This window comes from Microbispora sp. NPDC004025 (assembly GCF_053604425.1).
The window spans coordinates 52,578-71,792 of record NZ_JBSGHN010000024.1 but is presented as its reverse complement, the minus strand read 5'-3'; the positions used below and the strand labels follow the sequence as shown (position 1 = coordinate 71,792).

The window sequence follows — 19,215 nt, the reverse complement described above, 5'->3', positions numbered from 1 at the left end:
TCGCTCGCTTCGCTCGCTCATGCGATCTCCTCCACCGGCCGGTAGTCCATGTCGTAGCCGAAGGCGCGCGGGCCCGCCGTCTCCAGGCCCTTGGGCGTACGCCACAGGGGGTCGCAGGGCCAGGCCAGCGCGGTCACCCGCTGGCCGTACCGCAGCCCCTCGGTCTGGATCGCCGTGGCCGTCTGCGTGTCGACCACCGTGATCAGGTCGGGCACCATCGCCCGCACCCTGCCGTCCTCGACGGCGACGAGGTTCTCGTTCTGGATCTCCAGCTTCAGCGTCCTGCCCCGGTCGCCGCCGGTCCCCTCGATCGTCGCCGTGCCCCGGGCGAATCCGCCGGTGGTCCTCCGCTCCAGGTCGGCCAGCTTGCCGGTGATCAGCCGTACCGCGCCGAGCTCGGCGGTCAGGGCGGCGAGAGGATCCGCGGCGCCCTCGGTCGCCCGCCCGACCGCGATCGCCCGGCTCACCGTGCCCTCGATCACCGCGCCCGCGCACTCCCGCGCGGTCAGCACGTAGTCGGCCATCAGGGCGCTCGACCCCGCGGCCACGCAGACCGCGCGGGCGATCTGCTCCGACCACAGGCCGTCGACCGGCCGGATCGTCACCACGTTGCCGACGACGTCGGCCATGACGACGAGGTTGGCGGGGATTCCGGCCACGTACATCGAGACCATCTGGACCTCGGGGAAGGCCCGGCCCATCGCGTCGGCGTCGAGCAGCGGCAGCCCGAGCCGGGCCGCCCAGGCCACGGGGGCCACGCCGTTTCCGCCGCCGATCTCCGAGGACATCACCGCGGCGGGCGGCCGGCCCAGGATCCGCTCGATCTCCTCGGCGATCCTGACCGGCTCGTCCGTGCCGTGGACCATCTCGTTGCTGACCGTCGGGGCGCCGATTCCCGACAGCGGCAGCACGAGGGCGTCCCCGGGCAACTCGTCCAGGGTGACGAGCGGCACGTCGCCGTGGTCGCGGATCGCCCGGCGGGCGGCGATGGCTCCGGGGCGGACGTCGCCCCCGCCGCCGGTGCCGAGCACGGCGCAGCCGCGGGCCAGGGCGGAGACGTCCTCCAGTGTGATGCGGGCCTGCATGCGGGGAGCCTTCACCACCGGGCGGCCACCCCTCAATGTCACCAACTACCACTAATCCGACATCTGTTGTCGCATCACGACAATCCTGGGCCCCGAGTGAGGTGTGCCCCGGACTCGAACAAACCCCTCGACGGGCGGGGTCCGGCCGCCCATGTCCCGGGCCCGCGTCCGATGGAGCCCGGCGTGCCGGCCGAGGGGCGCGCTCCGCGATACCGCCGAGGTGATGGTTGTTCCAGGTTTCGTACGCCTGTCCGCCCAAATTGGGGAATGCCATGAATTGTCAGACTTAATTACGAATCAGGCTTCGCATTCCTCCAATTGCACGGCACTGACTTTGGGTACGGTGGAATTCGATGGCCGAATTCGTGTGCTTGGGAGGGCGAGGATGGATTCGCTCGTGCTGGCCGCGGCAACCGCGATGGTGACCGCCATGACCACCGAGGGCTGGCAGCAGGCCCGCGAGGCGGTGATCGCACTGTGGCGGCGGGTGCATCCGGAGCGGATACCGGCGGTCGAAGCCGAACTGGAGGAGACGCGCGCGGAGGTGGTGGCCGCGCGTCAGGCGGGCGACCGGCAGGCCGAGCAGGACCTGGTCGACGACTGGCAGCGCAAGCTGCGGCGGCTGCTGGCCGCCGACCCGCGACTGGGCGATGAGCTGCGCCGGATCCTGGACCAGGAGCTGGCCCCGCTGCTGCCCGCAGCCGATCAGTTCCATGTTCGCGACATCTCCATGAGGGCCACGGCATACGGCCACGCTCGCGTGTTCCAGGCGGGCCGGGACCAGCACATCGACGAGAAATGAGCCGGCCGTCCCAGCATCCGGCGGACCACGAGCACACCGGCCTCAATTTCCACGCCGAGGTTTCCGGCGCAGGCCACGTCTACCAGGCAGGCCGGGACCAGCACTTCTACTACCAGGACGGAGTTCGGCGCCGGCGAAAAGCCACGCCGGGCGAGGTGGTCGACCACTGCCCCTATCCGGGGTTGGCCGCGTTCGGGCCAGAGCAGGCCCGCTGGTTCTTCGGCCGGGACCGGCTTCTGGCGGAGCTGACGGAACGGCTGGACGAGCACGCACGGCGTGGCGGCCCGCTGATGGTGGTGGCCCCCTCCGGAGCGGGTAAGTCATCGCTGTTGCGGGCCGGTCTGCTGCCCGCGCTGGAGGACGGCGCCCTACCAGGGTCGAGACACTGGCCTCGGCTTTCGTTCACTCCCACCGCCCAGCCGATGACAGCCCTGACGACGAACCTGGCGGCATGCGCCGGCCTCGGGCCTGAGCGGGCGAGTGAGGCGACCGCAGCGGACCCGGACGAGTGCGTGCGGATGCTGCGCCGGGCCCTGCATGCGCCGGCCGCTGATCAAGACGCTGCCGAAGCGCGCATGGTCGTGGTCGTGGATCAGCTGGAAGAGCTGTTCACCCAGTGCGCGGACGAGTCCGAACGGCACCGCTTCGTCGATCTGATCACCTCTTTGGCCGCCTGCGGCCCGGATGGAACCCCTCCCGCTGCATTGGTCGTCTGCGGTTTACGCTCGGACTTCTACACTCCGTGCGCCGGCTACCCCCGGTTACGGGCCGCCCTGCAGGACGGGCAGGTGTTCGTCGGGCCGATGTCGCAAGACGAACTGCGCGAAGCGATCCTGCATCCGGCCGCGGACGCGGAATTGGACGTCGAGCCAGGGCTGGTCGAACTCCTGCTCAGCGACATGGGCGCCGGCACCGGCGACGGTTACGAGGCCGGGCGGCTCCCGCTGCTGGCCCACGCGCTGCGCACCACGTGGCAGCAGCGGCACGGCCACATCCTGACCGTTGCCGGATACCGCGTCACCGGCGGCATCCAGAAAGCCGTGGCCACCACCGCCGAACGCATCTTCACCGGGCTGAGCTCGGCGGATCAGCAGACGGCCCAGGCCCTTTTCCTGCGCCTGGTAACCATTGGTGACGGCGTCGAGGACACCCGGCGCCGCGTGGCCCGCGACGATCTGCTCGACTCGGGCGCCGACAGCGGCTCGGCCACAGTGGTTGTGGACGCCTTCACCCAAGGCCGCCTGCTCACCGGGAACCAGGACTTCGTGGAGATCACCCACGAGGCGCTCCTGCACGGCTGGCCTCGGCTACGCGATTGGATCAATGACGACCGCGTCGGCCACCTGACCCACCAGAAGCTGGAAGAAGCGGCGACCGAGTGGGAACGCAAGGGCCGTGATTCCTCCTTGCTGTACCGAGGAGCCCACCTGGAGACCACACGGGCCTGGGCCACCCCCCGATCGCATCATGTCCTCACCGCCACCGCGACAGCGTTTCTGGCGGCGTCCATCCGGCTGCAGCGCCGCACCCAACGCCTGCGCACCGGGGCCGTCGCCATCCTCGCCGTGCTCGCCGTGGCGGCCAGCACGGCGGCGGTGTTCGCTGTGGACCAGAACAGCAGGGCACGCGAGCGCGAGCGGATCGCCACGGCTCGGCAGGCGGCGGCCGTCTCGGAATCCCTGCTGGGCACTCGCGCCGACATCGCCCAGCTCCTCGCCGTCCAGGCGTACCGCCTGGACCAGAACCCGCAGACCCGCGCTGCGCTGTTCCACTCGCGCACGGCCACCCCCCACCTGATGCAGTACATGTACGCGACCGGGTACGTGACGACGATCGCCGCATCCGGCAATGGAAACGTGATCGTGGCGGGTACCGAGGAGGGTCAGGTTCTGCGGTGGGATATCGGGACTCGCGATCGGGAGGTCGTGGCCGAACTCGCTGGACGGATCGAAAGTGTCGCCACCGACGGCTCGGGTGATCAGATCGTCGCCACCGACGGCGAGACCATCACCCGATGGCGATCCGGGCGGTCCGCGGCACCGCTCGTCCTGCCGCCGGGGGGCGGTGCCCCGGTAGCCGTCGGTGTCTCACCCGACGGCAGGCTTGTGGTCGTCGCCCACGGAAACGTGGCGAATTCGGGGTTTGTGAGCGTGTCGGACGCCGATTCCCACCGGTGGTGGACGAAGAACACGAGACTCACCCCGAGCCGAATCGCGTTTCCCAGCTCAACTGAAGTGGCGCTGCTCGATCGCGCCTACGGCAGTTGGGAGCGGCGCACGCTACCCGAGCTGAGAACGAAGGCGTCCGGCGGGCTGGGGTTCGGGGTCTACAACCTGGCGTCAGGGCTCTCACCGGACGGCGAATTCATCAGTTACACCAACGGAGATACCACTGTTCCCCTCTGGGCGACGCGTGCGAGTGCCGATCCCGACCGATTCGACCACCCCGATCGCACCGGTCTGGTCGAGGGCAGTAGCCCGAACGCGCTCGCGATCAGCCGGAACGGAACACGGCTGGCCGTCGCCGACACCGGCGCCATCTATGTAGCCGCCACTCGAACCGGAAAAGGAACCCAACCCCAGCCGCTCGTCACCTTGACCGGCAACGGGACTGTGAACGAGGAAACCCTGCTTTTCCTTGGAGACGACGCCGGTCGTCTGGTCTCGGCCTCCGACGATCGGCTCACGCTATGGGATCTCGACAGATCATCGTTGTTCCAGGTGCATGGGCAGGTCACGGTCATCGGAGCATGCAACGGCTGCCAGGCGCCGTCGATCGCGATCAGGCCGGACGGGAGACAGGCTGCCGTGGTGAGCGGCACCGGGGGGTCGGTGGCACTGAAGAACCTGGGTTCGCCCGGGCAGCCCTTGGTCATTCCGCCCAGCCCTTGGTATGAGGGCCCGTGGACGGCTCCGCTGTGGAGCTCCGATGGCCGCAGGTTGCTGGTGTTCAACACCGTGGACGACACCATCCACATTCGAACTCCCGACAGCTCCAGCCCGATCGGCCGCTGGCCATCGCCGGACGATTCCGTATGCTCCATGGCATGGTCGAACGACGCCCGAAACACCATCGAGTTTCATGCGTCCGGCCGCCTACTGGTCCGCGACACCTCCACGGGAGGCATCCTCCGGACAGTGCCCACGTTGAACCTCAGACATTGCCCCGTCAGCGTCGCCATAAACGGCCGGACGATGACGGCGGCGATCGTCGTCCGGGACGAGTCCCAAGATAAAGACGAAGCATTTTTCGTAGACATGCGAGACGGAACGGTCAGGAGGATATCCGAGGGCGCTTGGAGAGTGACCTATGCCGACGATCGCATCTTGATTCAGTACGCCGACGGCCACCTGGAAGTACGGGATCCCGAAGCGCGCAGGGTGATCCGTTCACTTCCTGGAGACGACCGTTACATCGGGGAAGTCATCTCCGATGGCAGGGATCTCGTAGTGCGCCGGCGGTCTGATTCCACCGCCGTCATCACCGACATCGACTCGGGCAGCACACTGGGCGTCGTCCAGCTGTCCGAACAATCGCCTTACCGGAAGACGGGCATGGCCTTCACTCCAGACGGTCTGACGCTTGTGATGGTGACGGAACCATCGGACGGAAATCAAACCGAGTTGCGCGAGTATCCCATGTCAGAAGAATCATGGATCCGTACGGCATGTCACGTCGCCGGCCGGACGCTCTCCCAAGCGGACTGGGAACGGTACATCGGCGGCCCCGCGCCGGAGCTTTCCGCCTGTGCACCGGGAGCCTGAGCATGTCCTCGCCGGAGTGCTGACCGAGGCCCGAAACGGGATCAGCGCAGCGGGTCGAACTCCCGCAGGGCGGCGGGCTGCTTGCCGGTGGTGATCTGCTCGGCGAGGAGCCGCCCGGTGGCCGGGCCCTGGGCGAGCCCCCACATGCCGTGCCCGCCGGCCACGTAGATCCCCGGAGCGTCGGTCGCGCCGACCAGCGGACGCCCGTCGGGGGTGACCGGCCGGGGCCCGACCCAGACGTCGGTGCGTTCCTCCCAGCGCACGCCCCGCAGGAGGGGACGGGCCGACGCGATGATCGCCCGCAGCCGGGCCTCGACGGCCGGAGCGTCGGGGTCGCGGAACTCCATCGTGCCCGCCACCCGCAGCCCGCCCTGGTAGGGCGTGCACGCCACCCGCACGTCGGGCAGGTAGATCGGGCCGGGAACGGGGTGGTCCACCGGCACGGTGAAGGAGTAGCCGCGCCCGGCCCGCACCGGAACGCGTACGCCCCAGCGGCCCGCCAGCCGGGACAGCCAGGCGCCGGTGGCCAGCACCGCCGCGTCGGCGGACAGGACGGCGCCGTCCCGGGCCACCACCACAACTTTCTTGTTGTCGGTGCGCACGTCCGCGACCTCGAAGGTCTCCACGGTGGCGCCCCGGGCGACGACGGCCTCGCCCAGCGCCTGCACGAAGCGCCCGGGGTCGACGTAGCGCTGTCCGTCGATCCGCACGCCCGCGGTCAGGGCCTGCGAGGCGAGCGGCACCGCCTCGGCCAGCCGCCGCGCGTCCAGGGGGGTGTGGTCGACCGGCTGCCCGGCCTCGGCCATCCTGCGCAGCTCGTGGAGCAGGCCCGCGGCCTGGCGCGGCGTGCGGAATCCGGCGGTGATCGGCGCGTCCTCGACGGGAGCGGCGACGCCGTTGGCGGCGAGCACCTCGTACGCCTCGATGGACTCGTCGTTCAGCGGCAGGCCGGCGCGGACGGCCCGGGTCCACGACGACCACCGGCAGTTGGCGGCGAACCGGGTCAGGAACGCCCACAGGCCCGGGTCGACGGTCGCCGGGACGTGCAGCGGCGCGGCCGGGTTGAGCAGCGAGCGCAGGCCGTAACGCAGCACGGAGGGCTCGTTCAGCGGGATGGCCAGGCCGGGCGCGATCCAGCCCGCGTTGCCCCACGACGCGCCGGCGGCCACGCCCCGGCGGTCGACCACGGTGACCTGCACACCGCGTTCCTGCAGGAACCACGCGGTGGACAAGCCCACGATCCCCGCGCCCACCACGACCGCCGACCCCGGCCAGTCGTTCACGCGCTCGGCGCCGGACATGCCCCACCTCCACACCAGGCGATTGCTCTCCCGCTCAGGATGGCCCGTACCGGGTCGCGGACGGTTGTGGCGGCCGCACAATCGCGGCGCTCCTGTTGTGGGGTCCGGACAACCTCCTAGTCGTCCTCCGCGGCCAGAGTGATGACCATGGCGAGGCGCTTGCGCGGGTCGTCGAGGTGCAGCGCGGTCACCTCGCTCATCCTGCGCAGCCGGTTGCGCACCGTGTTGGCGTGCACGCCGAGCCGTTCGGCGGCGACCGCGAGATCGCCCTGGGCCTCCAGCCACGCCCGTAACGTCGCCACGTAGTGGGTGTCGTGGAGGGCGTCATGTCGGCGCAGCGCGCTCACCGGCCCGCGCGCGGGGGTGCGGCCCGCGCGCGCCGCGGCCCGCAACCGCTGGAGCAGGATGTCGTCCCAGGACTCGTCGTAGGCGGGCGGACCGGTGGGCGGACCGGCGTGCGAGGTGTCCCTCTCATGCAGCGCCAGGCACTCATCCGCCTCCTGCCGGCCTGCCGGCAGGTCCGCCGGCTGGGCCGCGGCGCCGATTCCGGCCGCGACGCGCACGCGTGGCGGCAGCCCGGCCGCCAGGGCGGCCACCCATTCCCGTGCCGCCACCGCCCCCGCGTCCGGCAGGACGGTGTAGAGCGTGTCGCCGAGCAGCGCGCTTCTCCCGGGCCTGGACCACCCGAAACCGGTGGTGGCCCGTTCGAAGGCCAGCAGGAGCATGGCGTGCGGCTCCTCGTCGGTGTGCGTGCGCACCGCCACCACCCGCATCTCCCGCGCGGGCAGTCCCAGCCGGCTGACCACGGTCGCGGCGTCGGCGGTGCCCTCGAGCAGCCGGACGACCAGGTCGGACTCCACCTGCCGTTCCAGGTCCGCGCTCGCCCGGGAGCGGAGCAGGTGCAACGCGACGGTGCGCGCGCCGTTCGCCAGCGCCGTGTGCCGCGTCCCGGTCAGGGGGCCGGCGCACGTGACCCAGACGGACCCGAGCAGCTCGCGGCCGGCTCGCACCGGCACCGCCATCCGCCCGGTCATGCCGTGCCGCGGGTCCGGTTCGACGAACATCGGCTCGTCCGTGGCCGCCAGCCGGGCGAACACCCCTCGCTCGCGGAAGACCTCCCGCAGCCGCTCCGGGACCTGCCGCACCAGGATCGTCTCCAGCCGGGCCGGGTCGCCCGCCTGCTGAGAGCGGGAGTAGGCGAGCACCCGCGAGAGCGGGTCCTCGATGGTCACGGCGCCTCCGACGGCGTCGGCCAGGCTGTCGGCCAGCGCGAACAGGTCCGTGGGCCCGCGCCCCGACTCGGTCTCCCGCCCTTCGAGCACCAGTCCGTAGACGACGCCGACCAGATGGCTCCACGAGACGGCGGGGTCGACCAGCATCACCGCGACGTCCAGGCTCTCACCGGCCGCGGCGGCCTCGCGCTCGCTCGCCGCGTCCGCGCGCACCAGGACCGCCGTGGACTGCGCCGCGACCGCCCACCGCACCGCCTCGGTCACCGACCCGGCTCCCACGGCCACGAGCACGTCGCCGGTGACCCGGCCGTCGGTCGCGTCCGGTATCGCCACGCTGCGCAGCCGCGCCGTACGCCTGTCGGGCCGTCCGCACAGCCGCACGCCGTACGCGCCCAGCACGTTGACCAGGCGATCCAGCGTGATCATGCGCCACTCCTGTCCGAGGCCCGGCGGCGGTGCCCGTCCCGCACGCGGCTCATCCGGGAAACGCCGAAGGCCCGGTCTCCGTTTCCGGAGGCCGGGCCTTCGTCTCTTGGTAGCGGGGACAGGATTTGAACCTGCGACCTCTGGGTTATGAGCCCAGCGAGCTACCGAACTGCTCCACCCCGCGTCGTTGTGTTTGTTAGCTTACCCCCCGCCGGGGACCGGCGCCAAATCGGTTTCCCGCCCGCCGGGGACCGGCGCCAAATCGGTTTCCCGCCCGCCGGCGGGTCGCGCCTCCGGCGAGGCCGCGTCGACGATGGCCTGGAAGAGGCGCCGCGGGTCCTCCGCCAGCCGGTTGCACACGTAGAGCCACCACTCGGTGCCGAAGACGACGTACTCGCGGGTGGGATGCCCCTTCGCCGCCATGGCGTCCAGGCGGTCGCGTCCAAGACCGAGCAGGGTTTCGAACTCCCACGGCACGCCGTCGCGCCCCGCCCCGCCGAGGTGACGGTCGATGCGGCCGATGAGCTCCCAGTCGTGGGTGGCGAACGAGCACGGGTGCCCCGAGTCCGCCAGCAGTTCGGCGTGACGCAGGTAAGCGGCGGCCAGCGCCGGATCCTCCCGCGTGTAGGCCACGCTCTCCGGCTCCAGGAAGGCGCCCTTGACCAGGCGGATCCGGCCGGGCAGGCCCAGCAGCGCCCGCAGGTCCGCCTCCGTCCGGTGCAGCCGCGCCTGGACCGTGATCCCCACGTGGGCGAAACTCTCACACAGGCGACGGTGCACCGCCAGGACGGCGTCGGTGCGTTCGGAACCCTCCGCCGAGATCATCAGCTCGCGCCCGGTGCCCGCGGTGGCCTCGGCGATGCGGGTGGCGTTGTCGAAGGCGAGGTCCTCGCCGACGGCCAGGCCGATGTGCGACAGGTCCAGGGAGATCGAGACTCCCGGGGCGAGCCTCGTGGCGGCGTCGACGAACACGTCCGTCTCGGCCACGGCCCGCCGCGCGTCGCGGCAGCTCTCGCCCATGTACTCGACGCTCGCCCGGTGCCCGCTCCCGACGACTTCCGCCACACGCGCCAGCGCGGCCTCGATGCTCTCCCCGGCCACGAAGCGCCGGGCCACCCTGCGGGCGAGCGGGCCGAGCACGGGATCCGCCGGGACCCGCCACTTGAGGTCCTCGTCCAGCGCGAGCCCGCGTAGGACCTGCGCCGCCCTGGCGGACGTCTCTTCGGTGACGGTGAGGATGTCGCTCATGGTTCGCCTGTCTGTCGAAGGAGAGAGAAGGGGGGTCGCGGCCCCGCCGCTCCGCGTACGGCCGGTGAGCCGGCCTCTGGCACCACCCTCCCAAACCCGGTCCGGCCCGGAAGAGAGGCAGGAATGCCCATTAGGCTGAAATTCCTGCCATCCTCCCGGAGGAGAAGCCCGATGCTGCGTGATGTGGCCGTACTCGCCCTGGACGGCGGGCACGCCTTCGAGCTGGGAGTGTTCTGCGAGGTCTTCGGGATCGACCGCAGCGACGACGGTCTGCCCGGGTACGACTTCGCGGTCGTCTCCCCCACGGGAACGAGCGTGCGGACCAGGCACGGCTTCCGGGTCGAGACCCCGCACGGGCTGGAGAGGCTGGCGTCGGCGGACCTCATCGGCGTCCCGGCCTCCGATCCGCGCACACGGCACCCGGAGGAGCTGTTCGACGCGCTCCGAGCCGCGGTACGGCGTGGCGCCCGCGTGCTCAGCATCTGCTCCGGCGCCTTCCTGCTCGGCGAGGCCGGTCTGCTGGACGGCCGCCGCTGCACCACCCACTGGCGCTACGGCGAGGAACTCGCCCGCCGCTTCCCGCGGGCCAGGGTGGAGCTGGACGTCCTGTTCGTGGACGAGGATCCGGTCATCACCGGCGCCGGCACCGCCGCGGGGATCGACACCTGCCTGCACGTGGTGCGCAAGGAGCAGGGCAGCGCCGTCGCCAACGACATCGCCCGGCGCATGGTGGCGCCGCCGTACCGGGACGGGGGCCAGACGCAGTACATCAAGCGCGCCGAGCCCGAACGCGGCGCGGGGGCCCTGGCGTCGCTGCTGGTCTGGCTCCAGGCCAACCTCCACCGGGAACTGACGGTGGACGGCATGGCCCGGCGGGCCCACATGTCACCGCGTACCTTCGCCCGCCGCTTCCAGCAGGAGATCGGCACCACACCGCTCCAGTGGCTCACCGAGCAGCGCGTACTGCTCGCCCAGCGGCATCTCGAGAACACCGACGAACCGATCGCCACCATCGCCGAGCGGGCCGGGTTCGGCTCGATCGACACGCTGCGCCACCACTTCGCACGGCGCCTGGGCACCACTCCCCACGCCTACCGGCGCACCTTCCGCGGCAGGTCCGTGAACACCGTGTGACCGCGAACACCATGTGACCGCGAACACCGTGTGACCGCGGCGACTCTCAGAGCCGAAGGCACTCCGCCGCCGCCTGCTCCAGCACCGCAAGCCGCGGCCGCCCCCGTCCCCACGCGGCCACAGGACGGCCGGCGTCGTGACGCGCCGGTGCCGATGCCCATGACGAAGCGGCCCTCGGAGAGCGCGTCGAGGCTCAGCGCGGCCTTACTCCAGGCATGAGAAAACCCCCGGGCTTGCAGGCCCGGGGGTTCTCGATGTCTTGCGACACCTCATGGTAGCGGGGACAGGATTTGAACCTGCGACCTCTGGGTTATGAGCCCAGCGAGCTACCGAGCTGCTCCACCCCGCGTCGGCTCTACGAGACTATCCCGGCGACGGGCGGGAGGCAAACCGGAGCCCCGCGCCGTGTGGGCGCGGGGCTCCGGAGGGCTCAGCCGCTCGGTGCGGGGCTGGGAGTCGCACTGGCCGGTGGACTCCCGCCCGGACTGGCGCCGGCGCTCGGACTCGCGCTCGGTGCGGGAGACGCCGTCGAGGCGGGCACCGCGCCCTTCACCTTCGCCAGGTCGTCCAGCGCCTTCTTGAGCGAGGTCTGCGCGTCGCCGTACGCCTTCCAGTCGGGCGGGTCCGCCGACAGCGCCTTCTGCGAGTCCTCGTACGCCCGCTGGGCCCGGTCGAGCGCCGACGTCAGCGCCGAGGCGCTGTCCGGCGGCGTGACCTGACCGGGCGGCTGGTTGGCCGTCTGGTCGGGTTTCTGTTCCGGCGGCGTGGCCACGGTGCCGCCGAACACCTGCTCCAGCGCGTCGCTCAGCGTGGCGCCGAAGCCGACCTTCTCGCCGTACAGCACGAGCACCCGGCGCAGGGTCGGGTACTTGCCCGAGGTCTCCGCGCGCGGCTGGATGTAGACCGGCTCGACGTAAAGGAGTCCGCCGCCGAACGGCAGCGTGAGCAGGTTGCCGTACAGCACGTCGGTGCCGCCGCCGCGCAGCAGGTTCAGCTCGGTCGACACCGTGGTGTTCGACTCGAACAGGTTCTGCGCCTGTGGCGGACCCTGGATCGCGGTCGTGCTCGGCAGCTGGAGGATCTCCAGTGGCGGGTTCGGCGTGGCGGCCGTCGCGTCGACCGCCATGAACGCCGCCATGTTCTGCCGCTGGTTCGGCACGAACGTGGTCGTGAGCGAGAAGCGCTCGGTGTCGCTGCCCGGCATCTTCATCGTCACGTAGTACGGCGGCTGCTTGCTCTTGCCGGTCGCCGGGTCCTCCGGGACCTTCCAGAAGTCCTGGCCGCTGAAGAACGCGTTGGCGTCGGTGACGTGGTAGGAGGTGAGGATCTCCCGCTGCGCCTTGAACAGGTCGGCCGGGTAGCGCAGGTGGGAGCGCAGCCCCTCGCTGATCTGCGAGGCGGGCTTGACGACCCCGCCGAAGGCCTTCTGCCAGGTCTTCAGCACCGGGTCGGACTCGTCCCAGGCGTACAGGGTCACCGTGCCGTCGTAGGCGTCCACGGTCGCCTTCACCGAGTTGCGGATGTAGTTGACCTCGTCCCTCGGCACCTGCGGCACGCCGAGCCTGCTGCTCTGGACGTCGGTGGTGAGCGACTCCAGGCTCTTGCGCTCGGAGTAGGGGTAGGAGTCGGAGGTCGTGTACGCGTCCACGATCCACACGATCCGCCCGTCGACCACCGACGGGTACGGGTCACGGTCGAGCGTGAGGAACGGCGCGACCTGCTGGATGCGCTGCACCGGCTCGCGGTTGTACAGGATGCGGGACTCGTCGTTGATGTTCGAGTTCAGCAGCAGGTTGGTCTCGCCGTACTTCACCGCGTAGAGCAGCCGGCGGAAGAAGTTCCCGACGGAGACGCCGCCCTTGCCCTCGTAGGTGCTGTTGACCTGGCCGGTGTTGTTCTGCTGCTCGGCGCCCGCCTGACCCTGCTGGGGGTAGTCCAGCTCGATGGGCCTGGCCGAGCCGGGCCCGCCGACGATCGAGTAGTCGGGCGAGTTCTCACCGAAGTAGATGCGGGGCTCGTAGTCGCCGAGGTCCCCGACCGGCGGGATGTCGCGCTCGCTGAACTCCGGCAGGCCGCTGCTGTCCACCTTGTTGCCCGGCGCGGCGACGAAGCCGAAGCCGTGCGTGTAGACCAGGTGGTCGTTGATCCAGTTGCGCTGCCCGTCCGGCGGGCGGCCGATCTCGCGGACCGCCACCACCGTGTCGCGCGGCTTGCCGTCGACGGGGTACCTGTCGATGTCGAGCTGCTCGGGGAACTGGTAGTAACCGCGGATCTGCTGCTTCTGCTGGAACGTCGGCGACAGCAGGCTGGGGTCGAGCAGGCGCATGCCGGGGATGGCGGACGCCTCGGTCTGCAGCACGGAGGCGTCGGCGTCGGTCTTGGCGCTGTACTCCGTGACCTTCGCCGTATCGACTCCGTACGCTTTTCGAGTCGCGTCGATGTTGCGCTGGATGTACGCCTGCTCCTTGCTCTGCTGGTTCGGCTTGACCTGGAACTGCTCGACCAGCGAGGGATACACGGTGCCGATCAGGACGGCCGACAGCACGAGCAGCCCGAAGGCCACGCCGGGGAACATCCCGCCGGGCCGGATGACGCCGGCGAAGAAGATCAGCGCGCAGATGAGCGAGATGACCGCGAGGATCCCCTTGGCCGGGAGCACCGCGTGCACGTCGGTGTACGACGCGCCGAACGTCTTCCCGCGGTCGGAGAAGACCAGGCCGTACATGTCCAGCCAGTACGCCAGGGCCTTGAGCAGCACGAACACGCCCAGCAGCACCGACAGGTGGGTCCGGGCGGCCCGGGTGGCGTGCACCCCGCCGGGCGAGGAGATCCGGAAGCCGCCGTACAGGTAGTGCACGATCACGGCCGCGATGATCGACAGGATCACGGCCGTGAACAGGAAGTTCAGCAGCAGCCGCAGGAACGGGTAGGTGAACATGAAGAACGACAGGTCCAGTTGGAACTGCGCGTCCTTCTGCCCGAACGGCGTGCGGTTCACGAACAGCAGCCAGGTCTTCCACTGCCCGGCCGTGGACGACCCGGTGAACAGTGCCAGCACGGCCATGCCGACCAGGAAGACCAGCCGCCGGTGCGGATCGAGTGCGACCCGGTAGCGGTCGGCGCCCTGCGGCGCCCCGAACATGCCCGGGCCGAACATCGGCCGGGTGCGGTGCGCGAGCACCATGTTGCCGCCCACGATGACGATCATCAGGGCGGCGCCCACGACGAACAGCACCAGCTGGGTGAGCAGCATCGTGGAGAACACGGAGGAGAAGCTCACCGAGTCGTACCAGAGGTAGTCGGTGTAGATCCCCGAGAAGAGCAGCAGTAACACGACGATCGCCACGACGGCGATCAGTACGGGTATCAGAAGGCGCGGCCGTCGGGGCAAGCGCACCGCCCGTCCGGCTCCGGGGCTCCGGAAGCTCAACGCTCAACCCCTTGTCTCGGATTGTGTAGGGCCAGGATTGTCAGAGGGCAACGGTCCGTGCTAGGAAACCTACACTGCGAGGAGCGTGGTCGTGGTAACGGATCTGATCGTTATCACGATGCCGCGCACGGCCAAGACCGGCAGGTCACAGGCCACGTGCCCCCCGCGTACGCTCAGGCGGCCGGGCAGGAGGGGACCTCGCCCGAGCGGTCGCGCAGGGAGTCGATCGCCTTGATCGCGCCGTCCAGCGTCTCGACCCGCACCAGGCGCAGCCCGGAGGGCGCGGCCTTGACGGCGGCCGCGCAGTTGCCCGCGGGCGTGAGGAAGACCGTGGCGCCGGCCCGGCGCGCGCCGACCATCTTCTGCTCGATCCCGCCGATCGGGCCGACGTTGCCGGCCGGGTCGATCGTCCCGGTGCCCGCGATCGACATGCCCCCGGTGAGCGCCCCGGGTGTCAGCTTGTCGTAGATGCCCAGCGAGAACATCAGTCCGGCGCTCGGCCCGCCGACCTCGCCGACGCTGATGTCGACCTTGAACGGGAACCGGTAGCTCGCGCGCATCTGCACGCCGACCCTGGCCTTGCCGTCCTTGCCCGCCACCGTGCCGACCGGCACCTCGGTCGAGGCGCCGCCGCGCCGCACGGTGAACGTCACCGGCTCGCCCGGCTTGTGGCGTTGCACGGACGCCGCGACGGACCCGAGCTCGCCCACCGCGGCGCCGTCCACGGCCGTGATCTCGTCTCCGGCCTTGAGCTTCCCGTCGGCCGGCGTCCCCTTGTCGGTCTGCGCGACCGTGACCACCTTCTCGATGGGGATCTTGAGCGCGTTCAGCGCGGCGGCGGTGGCCGACTGCTGCGAGTCGGTCATCTCCTGGACGTTCTGCTCCTCGACCTGCTCCGCCGAGGTCGACTTCGGGAACAGCGTCTCCTCCGGCACCACGGCGATCGTCGGATCGAGCCAGCCGCGCAGCGCGGTGATCAGGTCGAGACGGTTGTCCGGCCCGCCCTGGTAGGCCACGGTGACCAGGCTCAGCCTGCCCTGTGTGGGGTAGGTCTCGCGGCCCGAAATCGTGATGACCGGTTTGCCCTTGACGTCCCCGATCGTGTTCTCGGTGGGGCCCGGGCTCAGCACCACGTACGGCACGGGGAGCATGGCGCCGAGCACGGCCAACGCGAGCGCGAGGAAACCCGCGACCAGAAGGGTCAGAGCGCGTCGGGACATGGACGAACTCTATGCGTTCCGCGTCGCGCTAATCGCAGGCGCCGACCCACTCGGCGCCCCCGTCGGCGAACACCTGGTGCTTCCAGATGGGCACCTCGTGCTTGAGATCGTCGATCAGCCTGCGGCAGGCCTCGAACGCCTCGCCGCGATGCGGGCAGGCGGCCGCCACGACGACGGCGATCTCCCCCAGGCGCAGATCCCCCACCCGGTGGACGGCCGCGAGCGCCGTCACCCGGTGGTCGGCCGCCACCTTCTCCGCGACCCTGCGCAGCTGCTCCTCGGCGGACGGGTGCGCGGAGTACGACAGGAGCGTCACCGGCCTGCCGCCGTCCTGCTCGCGCACTGTGCCGACGAACACCGCCGTGCCTCCCGCGGCGTGGTCCTCCACCGCGCCCAGCACCTCGTCCACGGACAGCGGGGTGTCGCGAATGCTCAGCAATCGGATGACGTCCACGGTCCGAGGTTAATGCCTGAGCCCGATCAGATGCGGCGCGGTCAGGTGCGGCGCTTGCGGCGGGCGGCGCGCACTATGGCCGCCGTGCCGATCACCGCGACGGTAGCGCCCGCGGCGGTGATCGTGGCCTCCTTGCCCGACAGGCGGCGGCCGACGACCGCGTGCCTGCCCGCGGACAGTTCGAGCAGTTCCCGCAGGACCGCCTCGTTGGTCCAGGCCGCCTTCCAGCCCGCCTCCCGCAGCGCCACACCGTCGACCACCCAGGGGTAGACGACGTAGTGCAGGTCGGTCGCGGCGGTCGGCGTGATGCCGAGCCGGTGCAGCCGCTGCGCGGTGCCGAACGTCACACCCGCCGGCAGCTCGAACCGCTTCAGGCCGGAGATCTCCTCCACCTGCTCCATCTCCAGCCAGCCCTCCGAGCCGACCGCCACGACCCCGCCGACCCTCCCCAGGGCGGCGGCCTCCAGGGCGGAGACCAGGTCGTCGACGTGGCAGAACTGCCAGCGCGGCAGGCATCCCTTCACCACCAGCAGCCGGGGCGCCTCGAAGTGGCGGGTGATGACCGTGTCGACACCCGGCCCGACCAGGGCGGCGGGCCGCAGCACGGTCACCTCCAGGCCCGGATGCGCCCGCAGCGACCGCCGTACCAGCGCCTCGATCTCCAGGTGGTCGCCCACCAGGCCGGTGTCGGGCTCGGCCGCGACCGGGGCGTCCTCGGGCAGGGGCACCGGGTTGTCGGCGGCGGCGCCGTACACCATCGCGCTCGTCACCAGTACGACCCGCCGCACCCGGGCCGCGGCGCAGGCCGTGAGCACGGTCTGGGCGGCCCGCAGGTTGTAGCGGCGGCGCTCGGCGGGGTCGCTGTCGAGCGACTCGTCCGTGCCGAGATGCACCAGGACGTCCACATCGGAGATCCGGTTCGCCAAGAGCGGATCACGAATGTCGAGGACCCGCCAGGTGACGTCCGGGACGTCGCCGCGTTGTTCGTCGATGGCCACCACACGGCGGAATTCCGCAGACGAGGCCACCTTCGCGAGGAACGCCCGGCCGAGACCGGAGGCGGCGCCGGTGACGGCGACGACGGGGGGACGCAGGCGTTTCGAGGTAGGCACGAGGTCCTCACTTTGCACTGATCCGCCCCACGGCGGATAACGTGGCGGATGTGGACTCCTCCATCCTGCACGAGGTGGCGCGGTGACTGACCTGCCAGGTCGCGAAAACGACCCCAACGACAATCCGTTCGCCATGTTCGGCAGCCCGGAGCAGATCGCCGCGGCCATGCGGCAGTTCGCCGACATGCTGTCCGCCTCCCCGGAGGCCGGGCCCGTCAACTGGGACATGGCGAAGAACATCGCACGGCACGCCGTGGTCGCCGAGGGCGATCCGAGCGTCATGGAGGGCGAGCGACGTCAGATCGTCGAGGCCCTCAACCTGGCCGACCTGTGGCTCAACGAGGTGACCACGCTGCCGAGCGGCGTGACCGTCCCGCAGGCCTGGAGCCGGTCGGAGTGGATCGAGAAGACGATCCCGGTCTGGAAGCAGCTGTGCGATCCCGTCGCCGCCCAGATGGTGGAGACGATGGGCGGCACGCTCGGCGGGGCGGGTCTGCCGCCCGAGGCGCAGGCCATGGCCGGGCCGCTCATGGGCATGCTCAGGCAGATGGGCAGCATGATGGTCGGCCAGCAGATCGGCCAGGCCCTCGGCTCGCTCGCCCGCGAGGTGGTCGGCTCCTCCGACATCGGCCTTCCCCTGTCCGACACCGCCGCTCTGCTGCCCGGAGGCGTCGCCGCCTTCAGCAGCGGCCTGGAGACGCCCTCGGACGAGATCCGGCTCTACCTGGCGCTGCGCGAGGCGGCGCACCACCGGCTCTTCCAGCACGTCCCGTGGCTGCGGGCGCACCTGCTCGGCGCGGTCGAGGAGTACGCCCAGGGCATCACGGTGGACGTGTCCGCCCTGCAGGACAAGCTGCAGGGGCTCGACCTCAGCGACCCGGAGCGGATCCAGGAGGTCCTTGGGGGCGGCGAGCTGCTCAAGCCCGAGGAGACCGAGCGGCAGAAGGCCGCGCTCACCCGCCTGGAGACCGCGCTCGCGCTGGTCGAGGGCTGGGTGGCCACGGTGGTCGACGCCGCCGCCGAGGGCAAGCTCCCCTCCGCCGTGGCCCTGGCCGAGACCCTGCGGCGCCGCCGCGCCACGGGCGGCCCGGCCGAGCGGACCTTCGCGACGCTGGTGGGCCTCGAACTGCGCCCGAGACGGCTACGTGAGGCGGCCGCCCTGTGGAAGGCCCTGGGCGACGAGCGCGGGATCGAGGGCCGGGACGCCGTCTGGGGTCACCCCGACCTGATGCCGACGGCGGACGACCTGGACAACCCCGAGTCGTTCGTGAAGGGCGAGGCCGAGTTCGACCTGTCCGCCCTGGACGAGCCCGGTGAGCCCGGTGAGCCCGGTGAGCCCGGCGAGCGGGGCCCGGAGGAGACCGGCAAGTAGGACTCCGCCGGCTGTCGGTAGGCTGCGCCGGTGAGCCTGCACCGTGACGCGCACGCCGTACTGGCCGATTGGGTCGCGCCCACCCCCGAGGAGGAGCGGCTCCGCGAGGAGTTCCTCACGCACCTGCGCGACCACGACGACGCGATGTGGCGGGAGTGCGCTCCCGGCCACCTCACGGCGACGACGGCCGTGCTGTCGCACGACGGCGAACGGGTGCTGCTGACCCTGCACCCCAAGGCCGGGATGTGGCTGCCCATGGGCGGGCACTGCGAGAGGTCCGACACCACGCTCGCGCAGGTCGCCCTGCGCGAGGCGACCGAGGAGTCGGGCATCCCCGGGCTGGTCCTGCTGGACGGGCCGCTCGCCCTCGACCGGCACAAGGTCTGGTGCCACCCGCCGCACAGCTGGCATCTCGATGTCGAGTACGGCGCGGTCGCGCCGCCGGGGGCCGAGGCGGTGATCAGCGAGGAATCCCTCGACCTGCGCTGGTTCCCGGTGGAGGAGATTCCGGAACTGAGCGACGAGGCCACGCGGCGCCTGGCCCGCCGCGCCAGGTCGCTGTGCCGCGCCTGACTTCTGCACGGTTCGTGCACGTCTCCCGCACACCGCGCCGCACACCCGGTGGCTAGGGTCAC

13 protein-coding genes and 2 tRNA genes are annotated in these 19,215 nt (G+C 71.0%); 5 read left to right on the top strand and 10 right to left on the bottom strand.

Annotation, left to right across the window (positions count from 1 at the left end):
- Window positions 1–17: 17 nt before the first annotated feature.
- Window positions 18–1,085, bottom strand: coding sequence for a DUF917 domain-containing protein (locus tag ACWEQG_RS37280; RefSeq protein WP_363465090.1), 1,068 nt, complete (start codon window positions 1,083–1,085; stop codon window positions 18–20).
- Between the two features lie 385 nt (window positions 1,086–1,470).
- Here ACWEQG_RS37280 and ACWEQG_RS37275 point away from each other — a divergent pair, with 385 nt between their 5' ends.
- A complete protein-coding gene (locus ACWEQG_RS37275; protein ID WP_452292148.1) occupies window positions 1,471–1,887 on the top strand; it encodes a hypothetical protein in 417 nt (138 codons plus the stop codon).
- Window positions 1,884–5,651 (top strand): nSTAND1 domain-containing NTPase, encoded by a 3,768-nt coding sequence (locus tag ACWEQG_RS37270; RefSeq protein ID WP_452292146.1) that lies wholly within the window; start codon window positions 1,884–1,886, stop codon window positions 5,649–5,651. Before ACWEQG_RS37275 ends, ACWEQG_RS37270 begins: the two co-directional genes overlap by 4 nt.
- A 41-nt stretch (window positions 5,652–5,692) precedes the next feature.
- Here ACWEQG_RS37270 and ACWEQG_RS37265 read toward each other — a convergent pair whose 3' ends face one another.
- The 4 genes from ACWEQG_RS37265 to ACWEQG_RS37250 form a co-directional block, all read right to left on the bottom strand.
- Window positions 5,693–6,952 carry an NAD(P)/FAD-dependent oxidoreductase gene (locus tag ACWEQG_RS37265; RefSeq protein WP_452292144.1) on the bottom strand — a complete coding sequence of 420 codons (1,260 nt, stop codon included), beginning with the start codon at window positions 6,950–6,952 and terminating at the stop codon, window positions 5,693–5,695.
- A 116-nt stretch (window positions 6,953–7,068) separates the two neighbouring features.
- Window positions 7,069–8,610, bottom strand: a complete 1,542-nt coding sequence (locus ACWEQG_RS37260) for a PucR family transcriptional regulator (protein ID WP_452292142.1) — start codon at window positions 8,608–8,610, stop codon at window positions 7,069–7,071.
- Between the two features lie 107 nt (window positions 8,611–8,717).
- Window positions 8,718–8,794 (bottom strand) — tRNA-Met (locus ACWEQG_RS37255).
- Between the two features lie 17 nt (window positions 8,795–8,811).
- Window positions 8,812–9,858, bottom strand: coding sequence for a proline dehydrogenase family protein (locus tag ACWEQG_RS37250; protein WP_452292141.1), 1,047 nt, complete (start codon window positions 9,856–9,858; stop codon window positions 8,812–8,814).
- A 171-nt stretch (window positions 9,859–10,029) separates the two neighbouring features.
- Between ACWEQG_RS37250 and ACWEQG_RS37245 the strand changes: the two genes are divergently transcribed.
- Complete coding sequence (locus ACWEQG_RS37245; RefSeq protein ID WP_452292139.1) at window positions 10,030–10,992, top strand: GlxA family transcriptional regulator; 963 nt, start codon at window positions 10,030–10,032, stop codon at window positions 10,990–10,992.
- Window positions 10,993–11,264: 272 nt separating this feature from the next.
- On the opposite strand, the gene ACWEQG_RS37240 is transcribed toward ACWEQG_RS37245, so the two are convergent.
- From ACWEQG_RS37240 to ACWEQG_RS37220, 5 genes are all read right to left on the bottom strand, one after another.
- A tRNA-Met gene (locus tag ACWEQG_RS37240) sits at window positions 11,265–11,341 on the bottom strand.
- A gap of 81 nt (window positions 11,342–11,422) precedes the next feature.
- Window positions 11,423–14,389, bottom strand: a complete 2,967-nt coding sequence (locus tag ACWEQG_RS37235; RefSeq protein ID WP_452292137.1) for a UPF0182 family membrane protein — start codon at window positions 14,387–14,389, stop codon at window positions 11,423–11,425.
- 206 nt (window positions 14,390–14,595) lie between these two features.
- Complete coding sequence (locus ACWEQG_RS37230; RefSeq protein ID WP_452292135.1) at window positions 14,596–15,642, bottom strand: YlbL family protein; 1,047 nt, start codon at window positions 15,640–15,642, stop codon at window positions 14,596–14,598.
- Window positions 15,643–15,670: 28 nt separating this feature from the next.
- On the bottom strand, window positions 15,671–16,096 hold the full coding sequence (locus tag ACWEQG_RS37225) for a molybdenum cofactor biosynthesis protein MoaE (RefSeq protein ID WP_452292133.1): 426 nt from the start codon (window positions 16,094–16,096) through the stop codon (window positions 15,671–15,673).
- Window positions 16,097–16,137: 41 nt separating this feature from the next.
- Window positions 16,138–17,208: an NAD-dependent epimerase/dehydratase family protein gene (locus ACWEQG_RS37220; RefSeq protein ID WP_363465065.1), complete on the bottom strand. Its 1,071-nt coding sequence runs from the start codon at window positions 17,206–17,208 to the stop codon at window positions 16,138–16,140.
- An 82-nt stretch (window positions 17,209–17,290) separates the two neighbouring features.
- On the opposite strand from ACWEQG_RS37220, the gene ACWEQG_RS37215 reads away from it, so the two are divergent.
- Complete coding sequence (locus tag ACWEQG_RS37215) at window positions 17,291–18,580, top strand: zinc-dependent metalloprotease (protein ID WP_452292131.1); 1,290 nt, start codon at window positions 17,291–17,293, stop codon at window positions 18,578–18,580.
- Between the two features lie 30 nt (window positions 18,581–18,610).
- Window positions 18,611–19,153 (top strand): NUDIX hydrolase, encoded by a 543-nt coding sequence (locus ACWEQG_RS37210; protein ID WP_363465062.1) that lies wholly within the window; start codon window positions 18,611–18,613, stop codon window positions 19,151–19,153.
- Window positions 19,154–19,215: the final 62 nt, after the last annotated feature.